This window comes from Beggiatoa leptomitoformis, from assembly GCF_001305575.3.
GTDB lineage: Bacteria > Pseudomonadota > Gammaproteobacteria > Beggiatoales > Beggiatoaceae > Beggiatoa > Beggiatoa leptomitoformis.
In genome coordinates this window covers 1,944,682-1,956,221 of the sequence record NZ_CP012373.2, presented here as the reverse complement: position 1 = coordinate 1,956,221, position 11,540 = coordinate 1,944,682, and the positions used below count along the sequence as shown (strand labels likewise).

Annotated in this window: 8 protein-coding genes; 1 reads left to right on the top strand and 7 read right to left on the bottom strand. The window is 41.9% G+C overall.

Annotated elements, in window-relative coordinates; all coding sequences use genetic code 11:
* Positions 1–60: 60 nt before the first annotated feature.
* From folE to purM, 3 genes are all read right to left on the bottom strand, one after another.
* The gene (gene folE / locus AL038_RS08200; RefSeq protein WP_083991470.1) at positions 61–684 is read right to left on the bottom strand and encodes a GTP cyclohydrolase I FolE; all 624 of its coding nucleotides are present in this window, start codon (positions 682–684) and stop codon (positions 61–63) included.
* A 193-nt stretch (positions 685–877) separates the two neighbouring features.
* Positions 878–1,492, bottom strand: a complete 615-nt coding sequence (gene purN / locus AL038_RS08195) for a phosphoribosylglycinamide formyltransferase (protein ID WP_062151604.1) — start codon at positions 1,490–1,492, stop codon at positions 878–880.
* Entirely contained in the window at positions 1,492–2,535 is a 1,044-nt protein-coding gene (gene purM, locus AL038_RS08190; RefSeq protein WP_062151601.1) for a phosphoribosylformylglycinamidine cyclo-ligase, read from the bottom strand. Before purM ends, purN begins: the two co-directional genes overlap by 1 nt.
* Before the next feature lie 524 nt (positions 2,536–3,059).
* Here purM and AL038_RS08185 point away from each other — a divergent pair.
* Entirely contained in the window at positions 3,060–4,379 is a 1,320-nt protein-coding gene (locus tag AL038_RS08185) for a hypothetical protein (protein ID WP_062151598.1), read from the top strand.
* Positions 4,380–4,401: 22 nt separating this feature from the next.
* Here the strand turns inward: AL038_RS08185 and AL038_RS08180 are convergent, their stop codons facing one another.
* The 4 genes from AL038_RS08180 to AL038_RS08165 all read right to left on the bottom strand — a co-directional run bounded on the left by AL038_RS08180 (position 4,402) and on the right by AL038_RS08165 (position 11,533).
* Complete coding sequence (locus AL038_RS08180) at positions 4,402–5,322, bottom strand: hydroxymethylglutaryl-CoA lyase (protein WP_062151595.1); 921 nt, start codon at positions 5,320–5,322, stop codon at positions 4,402–4,404.
* A 10-nt stretch (positions 5,323–5,332) separates the two neighbouring features.
* The gene (locus AL038_RS08175) at positions 5,333–9,121 is read right to left on the bottom strand and encodes a PAS domain S-box protein (RefSeq protein WP_062151592.1); all 3,789 of its coding nucleotides are present in this window, start codon (positions 9,119–9,121) and stop codon (positions 5,333–5,335) included.
* Between the two features lie 211 nt (positions 9,122–9,332).
* The gene (gene bamB, locus AL038_RS08170) at positions 9,333–10,481 is read right to left on the bottom strand and encodes an outer membrane protein assembly factor BamB (RefSeq protein WP_062151589.1); all 1,149 of its coding nucleotides are present in this window, start codon (positions 10,479–10,481) and stop codon (positions 9,333–9,335) included.
* 5 nt (positions 10,482–10,486) lie between these two features.
* Positions 10,487–11,533, bottom strand: a complete 1,047-nt coding sequence (locus AL038_RS08165) for a tetratricopeptide repeat protein (protein WP_062151586.1) — start codon at positions 11,531–11,533, stop codon at positions 10,487–10,489.
* Positions 11,534–11,540: the final 7 nt, after the last annotated feature.

Genomic DNA, 11,540 nt, shown 5'->3' with positions numbered 1-11,540 from the left:
ATGAGATGTGTAGCGATAAAGACGTAGTCAGTCACGTCTTTATCTAACAGAAGGGGGAAATTAAAGGCTGGAATTAGAAGAGGCTATTAGGGAGAGAAACTCTGCGCGGGCGGCGGGATTTTGGCGGAAAGTCCCAAGCATTGCAGAAGTGGTGGTGCTGGAGCTTTGTTTTTCGACACCACGCATAATCATGCACATGTGGCGTGCATCCATTACCACACCAACGCCATAAGCACCTGTACATTCTTGAATCGCAAGGGCAACTTGATGGGTCAGTTGTTCTTGAATCTGTAGGCGACGGGAAAACATGTCAACAATACGTGCAACTTTAGACAGTCCTAATACCTTGCCGCAGGGTAAATAACCAACATGACATTTACCAAAAAAGGGAAGTAGGTGATGTTCACATAAACTATAAAATTCAATATCACGAACGAGTACTACTTGGTCACTGTCTGATTCAAACAATGCGTCATTGACGATAGCATTCAAATTTTGTTGATAACCACTGGTTAGCCGCAATATCGCTTTAGCAGCGCGTTCAGGGGTTTTTAACAAACCATCACGTTCAACATTTTCCCCTACGTTTACAATGATATTACGATACATTGTAGTCAGATTTTCAACAGCATTTTCGCCCACAATATATTGTGATTTTTTGTTTTCTGGCGTTTCTTGGGACATATATCACTACCTTTCAGTGGTTAGTATCAATTTAAAGCGTAGGGTGATAAAGAATACAGTAAGAAACAATAAGGGTAGTTCCTTGTATCTATTTGTGTGGTTATCACTCGTTTCACCTGTATATTTTTATGTGGTGCAATCATGTTCTTAAGGGTGGAAAACGTGTTTAATACTTTATTGCTTTGCAAGAAATCTAGTTAATCGGTTTGTTGTCTAAATAGGCTGTTTGTGCTTGCAGGTATAAGCGTTGTTCGGCAAACCAATGGATAACTTGTGGATAAATCTGATGTTCTATGTCTAATACCCGTTGGGCGAGTTGTTCTTCTGTATCATCAGGATACACAGGGACACGTCCTTGTAAAATAGGTGCGCCACTGTCCAATTCGGGGGTTACAAAATGTACGGTTGCACCATGTTCTGTAACACCTGCTTGTAAGGCTTGGCGATGTGTGTGCAAGCCTTTAAATGCGGGCAGAAGTGAAGGATGAATATTAATCAAGCGTCCTGCATAATGCTGAATAAAATCGGGGGTTAAGATACGCATAAAACCAGCTAAAACCACCAATTGTGCTTGATAGTGGTCGATACAGTTTTGTAACGCAGTATCGAAGGTGTCACGGTTGGCAAATTGTGTATGGTCTATGATTTCGCAGGGAATACCTGCTTGGGTTGCAATGTGTAGCCCTTGTGCATGAGGGCGATTGCTGATAACGGCGCGAATGTCCACTAAAGGGTCAGCCGCGTCGATTATCGCTTGTAAATTACTGCCTCGTCCTGAGATTAATACGACAATTGCAAGTTTTTCCATCATGTCCCAGCATGTAATACGATGGTTTGTTGCGGGTCTGTGACGATTTCACCAATATGCCACACGGTTTCCCCTGCATCATGTAAACATTGCATGGTTGCGTCTAAATCAGTTTGTGCGACACAAACAATCATGCCGATACCACAGTTGAACGTGCGGTACATTTCTTCGTCGGTAATATTGCCTTGTGTTTGTAACCAGTCAAAAATAGGTGGACGATGCCAGCTATTGGTATTGATTCGCGCACATAGACCTTCAGGAATAACGCGCGGCACATTTCCCGTTAAACCCCCGCCTGTAATATGGGCAAGTGCGTGAACAGGTAGTGTACGAATGAGTTGCAACAGTGGTTTAACGTAAATGCGCGTCGGTTCGAGCAAGGTTGCGCCTAGGGTTCGACCATAAAAGTCTTGATGAACATCGGCATTGCTTAAGGCAAGCAATTTGCGCACAAGAGAATAGCCATTGGAATGTACACCGCTGGAGGCAAGTCCAATCAACGCATCCCCCGCTTGTACTTGGCTACCGTCAATAATCTTAGCTTTTTCTACTACAGCAACACAAAAACCAGCTAAATCATAATCTTCTCCGTGATACATTCCCGGCATTTCCGCCGTTTCACCGCCAACTAATGCCGCCCCTGCTAATTCACAGCCTTTGCCGATGCCTGAAATCACATGGGTTGCCGTTTCTACGTCTAACGCGCCTGTCGCATAATAGTCAAGAAAAAATAGGGGTTCTGCGCCAGAAGTCAGCACATCATTAACACACATGGCGACTAAATCTATGCCAATCGTGTCATGTTTGCCTAATTGCATGGCGAGTTTTAATTTTGTACCAACGCCGTCTGTACCAGACACTAAAACAGGTTGGCGATAGCGGTCTAAGGGGATTTCAAACAACGCGCCAAAACCACCAAGCCCCCCCAGCATTTCAGGGCGATGGGTACGACGGGCGATGGGTTTAATGCGTTCAACGAGTGCGTCGCCATTATCAATGTCGACCCCTGCATCACGATAAGTTAAGGAGGTTTGATTTTTCACGGTTTTTTTTGGAGTGTGTCTATTTAAGAGTAAGGGGAATGATGAATATAGTGGTAAGTCACTTTAAACTGCTTTGTCATCACTGACAACCGTTGTGCAGGTGCAAGTTGTGTATTGCTACGTTTTTATGTTCATATTGTCTATAAGGGCAAATTTAAACGAATTGGTATCGGATTTACTCTGTCATTCGGTGAAATATTTCTTGATAGTGTTAAATAGAACAGGATAAACACCATAAACCGCTTGCAAAAGTAGTTATGGATAACATTATTTTTCGCTTAAATTTTTGCAAGCCGTCTAATATTTGTCTAAATTAGGATTGTCAGTATTAGCCCGTATAAAAAGGGTTGCATTGATAATGCTATAAATTCTGTTAATTCTGATGCGGACAATCGCGTAATCAGGAAAATGATTCACTTTTATTTTTTTAGCACTCGCTTATTTTGCAATCGCCCTTTTCATTTCCCAATAATAAGCGGGAATTTTAAGCGGTTAAATCTTATTTTGTTTGACGATATGACTATATGACGCATAAAAAACATTCTGCGGTGTTAAGCATTGCGGGTATTTTACTTTTTTCTATGATTTGTTTATCAACTATTCACGGTTTAACAGGCTTCGTAAGCCCATTAGGTGCGGGGATTTGTGCATGGTTGGCAGGGATTTTATTATTTAAACGGGTCTCTCGTCAGCAAAAATATCAAGTTTGGATTATTTTAACGATAGGCTTTATTTGTATGTTCTTTAGCTTATCACAAGGCAAGACAGCAGTTTTAGTGGCTGCGGTTTCTATTAATCAAGCGGTATTGGCAATGTTGGCTGCGGTCGGTTTTTTGCGCTTGGTAACACAACCACGCTTACATAAACATGAAACCTTGCCTACAGGAAAAGCGGCGTTGTTACGGACTTTGTATGGTGTGCATCTCTTTGGTTTTTTTATTAATATGTCTGTATTGGTTATTATGGGCGACCGTTTGGCAGCCCATCAAACTGGTTTAAGCCGTCAACAAGCTATTATTTTATCACGCGCTTTTGCAATGGCGGTTTTATGGTCGCCTTTTTTTGCAGCGATGGCGGTTATTTATCTTTATATTCCGCATATTAATTTTTTATTACTGATGGCAATGGGATTGCCCTTAGCGTTGTGTGGATTGTGGTTGACAGGACATGAGCTAGTGAGTGAAGCAGAAAGCCAGCATTTTGTTGGTTATCCTATGCACTTTGCCTCTTTGTGGGTACCGTCATTACTAGCGGTTTGTGTTGTGTTGGTGCATTTTCTTTTTCCGCAATTACCTGTTTTAACGTTGATTACGTTGTTACCCATTGTATTAGTTGTTATTGTTTTAAGTTTACAACAGGGATTACCCGCCACTTTTCATCAGATTTTTATGCACATTACCCATAATTTACCAACAATGTCAGGCGAATTATTGTTATTTCTGGCGGCGGGGGTGATGGCAGCAGGCATTAGTAGTGTTTTGCAAATAACGATGATTCAATTACCGTTGAGTCATTTTGGACTGTTAGAAGCAACGTTATTGTTGTTCGTTATTTTATTGATTGCCCTGATTGGTGTGCATCCATTAATTAGCATCACTACGTTAAGCAGTTTATTTTTACCTATTCCGCATGACCCTAATTTGTTGGGTATGACTTTTTTGATGGGCTGGGGGTTAGGGGTTTCTGGTACGCCTTTTTCTGCAATGCACTTGATGATGCAAGGGCGTTTTCATCTGAGTAGTTATTTAATAACTCGTTGGAATATTCGTTTTACGTTAAAGATGATAGCATTATCATTAGTTGTATTGTACTGCTATGATTTAGTTAGCTATTATTTTATTTAATAGTGCAGAAATAGGGTTGATGTTAAGCGTTTTGATTTGGATAATCGGTTATACACAAAGCGGTTGCGACTTTAGCGCGTGAGGGGCGTTGCAAATAATGGCTAATAAATTGTCCTGCTTGACACAAGGCGGTTAAATTTACGCCTGTTTCAATCCCTAAGCCATTGAGCATGTATAAAACATCTTCTGTTGCAACATTGCCCGATGCTCCTTTTGCATACGGACAGCCACCTAATCCTGCAACTGAGCTGTCTATAACGCTGATTCCCATGGTTAATGCGGCGTATAAATTGGCAAGGGCTTGTCCATAAGTATCATGAAAATGGGCAGCCAGTTGTGATAAGGGTATCTGTGTCGCAACGGCTTCTAGCATTTGACAGGCTTTTGTGGGCGTGCCTGTGCCTATGGTGTCGCCTAATGAGATTTCATAACAACCCATGTCATATAAGCGCGTAGCGACTTCTGCAACGGCTTGAGGGGATATGGTTCCTTCATAAGGACAGCCTAACACGCAAGAGACATAACCGCGCACCCGAATATTTTCTTGTTGGGCGCGTTGACAAAGGGGGTTAAAACGCGCGAGGCTTTCTTGAATTGAGCAGTTAATATTTTTTTGTGAAAAACTTTCAGAAGCTGCCGCAAAAATGGCGACATCGGTTGCACCCGCCGCAACAGCCATGTCAAATCCTTGTAAATTTGGGGTTAAAACAGGATAGCTGATGCCTTGTTGATGCGTTATTCCTGTTAAAACAGCGGTATTATCACGCATTTGTGGTACCCATTTGGGGGAAACAAAGCTGGTTACTTCAATAACAGATAACCCAGTCGCGCTGAGACGGTTGATAAATTCAATTTTTTGCGCAGTTGGTACAAATTGGGATTCATTTTGTAACCCATCACGCGCTCCAACCTCTACTAACTTAACAAATGTAGGTAATGACATGATATAAATCCTAGCGGGGTAGGGAATCGGGGAGTGGTGTTTTTAATACGGCTAAAACTCTTTCATATTCAAAATTATCAATGCATTCTCTTAAGACAGTTGACAGTTGCGGATGGGTGTCATTGAGCGTGGTCAGTAATGTATCTAATTGGTCTAAATCCACGCTATACAGTGCATCTTGTAAGGCGGCTTGCATCATCACGGGTAAATCGTATAGCGTTCCTAGTTGCGCAGTTGTTGCTTGATTATCCCGAGAAGGCGTAACACCTTGTTCAGCGTAGCGATATTTTACTCCCAAGTATTGGGCTAATTTTTCAAAAATAATTTCTTCCCTAAAGGGTTTGGTGACAAAATCATCACAACCTGCTTCTAACATTGCAGCACGTTCTTCTTCAAATGCCCCTGCGGTTAAGGCGATGATAATGGTTTGTTGGGCGGTTTTACGGGCTTTAATACTGCGCGTTGCTGCAACACCATCCATCACAGGCATACGAATATCCATCCAAATTAAATGCGGTTGCCATTTTGCCCAAATAGCCACGGCTTCTTGTCCATTAGCCGCTTTTTGTACGGCAAAACCCAGTGGTTCAAGTAAACGACAGATAAGTTCACGATTTTCCCAGCGGTCTTCTACCACTAGCAGACGGTAAACGGGTTGTTCGGGTGCAAGCCCTATAATACGGCGTGTGGTTTCCTTAAAGGGAACATCGCTGGCATCAATTAGGGTTACATTGATTTCAAAGGAAAATATTGTGCCTTGTCCAAGCCAGCTTTCTACGGTGATTTCCCCTTCCATCAAACGGACAAATTCTTGGCTGATACGCAGACCTAAACCCGTTCCCTCTTGTGCTTGTTGTCCTGTGCTGGTTTGTCCAAACGCCTTAAATAGGTGTGTAATTTCGTGTTTGGCAATACCCGGTCCTGTGTCTTTCACTTGAAAGTGTAAACGGGCTTTGTTGTTGGTTGCGGGTGCGTTGACATGAGAAACGGTTAGGGTAATATCCCCTTGATTGGTAAATTTAATTGCATTTCCGAGTAGGTTGATTAGCACTTGACGGAGTTTATTTTCATCGGTACGAATATAATGCGGTATGTTGTCAGCTATTTGAAATATAACGTTTAAATCTTTATTAATGGCTTGTAAATGGAATAGGTCGTGTAGTCCATCTAGCAGGTGGTATAAATCGAAGTTTTGTTCGTTTAACATCATTCGTCCTGCTTCAATCTTTGACATGGCTAGTACATCATTGATTAAAGCAAGTAGGTGTTCTCCACTGCGATTAATAATTTCTAAATTTTCTTGTAGGTTTGGGGTGATGTGGGGGTCACGTTGCATGAGTTGTGAGAAGCCGAGAATGGCATTCATGGGGGTGCGTAATTCATGGCTCATATTGGCTAAAAAGGCACTTTTTGCTCGATTTGCCGCTTCTGCTTGGTTTTTAGCTTGTCGCAGGGATTCTTCAATTTGTTTGTGTTCAGTGATGTCGGTAAAGGTGCGTACAAATCCGCCATCCACAATAGGAAAATGTCCCATTTCTATCACTCTGTCGCCAATAATGGGCATTTCTATCGTAAAACTGTCCATTTGTTGAGTGTTGAGTTCGGTATCTTGTAAGAGGTGTTCTTTTATGCCGTGGTGTTCGTTCCAGTTACGCACAATCTCGGCAAAATTTGGGCGATGTTTTAAAAATTCGGCGGGAAATTTGAGCAGTTCAATAACACGTTGATTATAAGCAACTAGTCGCCATTGCTTATCCACCATTAAAATACCTTGTCCCATGTTTTCTAAGGTCGCTTCTAAAATGGCGGTTTTTTGTGCAATGCTTTCTTCGGCGTGTTTACGAATGGTAATATCTTCTGCAATACAGAGTATATATAAGGGGTTATGCTGTTCATCAAAAATAGGAACTTTGACAGGTTGTAAAATTCGATGTCCTAAATTGGGGCTGTCTATTTGGGTTTCAGCAATTTCTAGGGCTTGACCATAATCTAGTACAATTTCATCGCTTTGTGTTAATTTGTTGGCGAGTGTGATGGGCATACAATCGTGTGCCATTTTGCCTAGCACGGTTTCTGCGTTAAATCCAAAAAATTGTTCACAGGCTTTATTCCACGCAACAAATTCAAAACCACAATCACGAATATCGCGAACAAAAACGGCGACGGGTAGGCTGTCTATTAAGGTTTGTAAAAATTGTTGATTTTTTCTTAGGGCTTCTTCGGCTCGTTGACGTTTTTGTTCGTTGTGAAAGGCTTCTATTAATTGGCTAAAGGTGCTGATAATCGGTTCTAAGCTGTCGGCGAGTTCTTCGCTGTAGTTTGTTATGCGATTGTGTAGCCCTAACATGCCGATGAGATGTTCACCGCGATAGAGGGGTAAGCCTAAAAAGTTGTGAACGGGGGGGTAATGACGTGGAAATTCATCAGCTTCTGTCGCGTATTCGTTGATAATCATCCGTTCGCCTTGTTGGATGACTAATCCTAATGGATTGTCTAACTTGCGGATTTGATGCCCGGCTAAAGCAAGCGGTTGAAAATGGGCTGATAGTTCATTTTGTTTAATCAGGTAGCCTATGGCATGGCATTTTAAATAGGGTTGTCCAATCGTGTCATAGACGACATCTGCAATAAAACCAAATTCGCTTTCTGTGAGTTCTAAAATGCGTTGGAGCATGGTTTCAAAAACCAGCGGTGATTCATTGCTGCGAATGAATAGGGAAAGTATTTGACTGATAAGGGAAAGTTCTGCCGTTCTTCTAGCAACCCTTTGTTCTAGCTCTATATTTAGTCGTTTAATCTCTGCTTCGGCTTTTTTCTGTTCGGTAATATTGACAACTTGGGTAATTAAATAAACGGGTTTGCCATTAATATCGCGTTGTAACGTGGAGCTAATTGCTGCCCAGACAATATGCCCATCCCGATGTACATAGCGTTTTTCTAGTGGGTGTGGACTGATGCTATATTCTAAGACTTGCATAACCCATTGTTGTCCACCGTTGTTGTCTTCGGCATGTGTAAAATCGGCTTCGTTTTTGCCAATAACACGGTTAGCGGGATAACCAAGCATCATACAAAAGCTGTTGTTAGCTTGTTGAATTAGACGGTCTAGCCCCGTTAGTGTCATGCCGATGGGGGCGTTTTCAAAGGCTTTACGAAAGCGGTTTTCACTTTCACGTAGGGCAACTTCGGCTTGTTTGCGTTCGGTAATATCTTGAATATGGGTGATTCTATAGCTGCTATTGGGGGGTAAAGAGGAGCTGATAGCTGCCCAAATGGTATGTCCTGTTTTATGTAAATATCGTTTTTCGCCAATAATGATAGGGTGTGGCGGGGATATGGTTTCAAAGAGTTGTCGATTGAGTTCTATATCTTCGGGATGGGTAATATCAAAAATAGTTTTGCTTAGTAGTTCTTCTCTGGAATAGCCCAGCATTTGACAAATTGCATTGTTTGCTTGTAGAAAATGGTGCGTTTTGTTGTCAACTAACGTAACGCCAATCGGCGCGTTTTCAAAAATTGCCTGAAAACGATTTTCACTTTCGAATAAGGTATCTAGGGTATCTTGTTGGATAAGTTTGAGAATATGTGTGTTGCCATGCTCTTGTCTAATCCAATATCCGAGCAAGAGGTGCAAGGCAATGACACTGCTTAGGCAGGTTATCATTAACCATTGATAGGGTTGTTCCCAGTGTATAAAGCTGAGTAACCAGCTAGTGCTTAAGAGTAAAAAAAGTAGTGTTTGAAAGGCAAGCAGATGGCGACGGGTAGGTGGTGAGGTAAAGACAGTGAAAAAAGACATGCGTGTCATCTGTTATGAAGAGGGGTTTAAATAAATAGTTATGTATATAACCCTTTGCTTATCATTCTAGTCCTGCTCGACGATAGGAGGCTGTAGGGGATTTTAACTATACGTGCTGGTTTTAAACCCTTCACTGAGAATTAAGAAGGATATAAAAACACAGATAGCATCGTTTAAAGTGATGTTATCTGTGTTGTAATCTTCAACTTAATCATTTGTTTTCTAGTAGCAGTAATTCACCACCACTGGTATAAACGATTAACTGTTTGTCGATAACGATGGGTGATGTAAGAATTCGCGCGCTACCTGTTTTATAACGTGCAACAAATTGTCCATCATCACGGCGTAAATAGTGTAGATAACCTTCTAAATCACCAACAATAACGTATTCACCCATACTAACGGGTGCGGTTAAGGCTCGGGCTTGGAGTTTTTCTTGTTTCCATAAAGAAGCACCTGTATGACGGTCTAATGCCCAGACATGACTCCGTTGGTCACTGACATAAACAGCTTTATCATCCACGCCAATGCCTGCATAAGAAGGGACTTCACGTTGCCAAACAAGTTGTCCATTGTACAAATTAATAGCAGCACTACGTCCTTGATAGCTCACTACATAGATGGTGTCATTGATAAGTTTAGGGTCGGCATCTATATCAACCATCCGTTCTAGTTCAGAACGTCCTTGTGGCATAGCAACCGCAGATTCCCACAATGGTTTGCCTGTGTTGACATCTAACGCGGCAAAATGTCCATTATCAAATCCCACTAACACAGCCTGTGCTAATAAAATAGGGTTGCTGTTCCCCCGCAAACTTAAGGTTGGCACTGTGCGTTCTTGTACCCATAAGGTTGCACCGTTTTGCGTATTTAAGTTGTAAACTTTGCCGTCTATTGTGCGTACAATTACATGGCTGTCATCTGCTTGTGGTGTGGATAATACTTCGCTGTTAAGTTGTACACGCCACTTTTCCGTACCATCTGCCATCGCTAACGCAATAACATCGCCTTTATTACTGGCGACAAATACGCTGTCCAGATTTGTTCCTACACCGCCAGAAATAACAACATCTAAGCGTTTTTCCCAGTGGTTTTGCCCTGTTTTTAAGTCAAACGCGCTGACATAACCTTTAGGCGATGCAGCAAATACTTGATTATTATAAACAGCAGGTTGGAGTTTTAAATAACGCTCGTCGGCACCACTGCCCACATTGGCTGACCAGATTTCGGAAACGGTTGTCGCGGGGGTAAAGTCTTCTAACTTGGCGGGGGTTTCTGCATTATCTTTATCACCAAAAATAGAGCAGGCATTAAGCGAGACAAGTAACGCGCATAATAGGGTTAAGCGTGTCCTTTTCATAGCAATTATTCCTGCGTCGTTGGCGTTGGTGTGGCGGATTCAGGGGTTGCAGAACTGTTTGTGTCATCGTCTGCATTATCGCCAAAAGTAGAGGAATAAATATTACCGTTGGTAATGGGAGTCGTCAGGCGTTTTTGTGCAGTATTTGTTACAGCATTACCAGTGGCTGATTCTACGTTGGGTTGTCCTTGAATCATGGGGGGTAATTTCACCTCTTCTTTGGTAATAGGGGTTACTTCTACCGCTGTATTTGAGGCAGGAATCGTTAAGACTGCCTCCGTAGATGTATTAGGTGTTGCAGTGGCAGGTTTTATTTCTAAGCTGGTTTTCGTTGCTGTATTTGGATTACCTAAATCGGATTGTAAGGCATCAGGTAATTTGGGTTCTGGTAAGGTAGGGAACGGTGCTGAGATAACTTGCTCACCTGATAAGCCTAAGTTGTCTAACTTGATTTGAATATATTGTTTAATCGTTGGGGATAAATCTTGATTTTCTAAAGCATTAGTATATGCCGTTTTTGCAGCATCCAGTTGGCCTGCTAAACTGGCAATATCACCGCGTAATTCAGCATAAGCTGCGCCAAATTGACCAACAGCTATACCATCAATGAGCTTTCTAGCGTCATCTAACTTATTTTCTGCAACAAACAATTGTGCTTTACGCAGGCGGGCAATATGAATAAAGGCGGGTAAAGTCGGTTGCGTTAAAATCCATTGTAACCGTTCATGCGCAGCAGTCAGGTTGTTTGCTTCTACTTCTTCAGCCGCAATTTGAAAAGCCCCTAAGATGGCATAAAGGCTATCACCATGTTCTTTTTGTAACCGCTCTAACGTTTCACGACTACTGTCTAATTGCTTTTTTTCTACCGCTTCAACCAGTTGTTCGTAAGTCATGGAAGACATTTCGGCGGTTTGTGCAACATAACTTTCCCAAGCACGCCAACCGAATAGTAGCCCAAAACCAATGGCAACACCAATTAAAATAGAGCTACCATTTTCTCTAAACCATTGTTTAATCGCTTCAATTTGTTCTTGTTCAGATTGATATTCCACTATGATT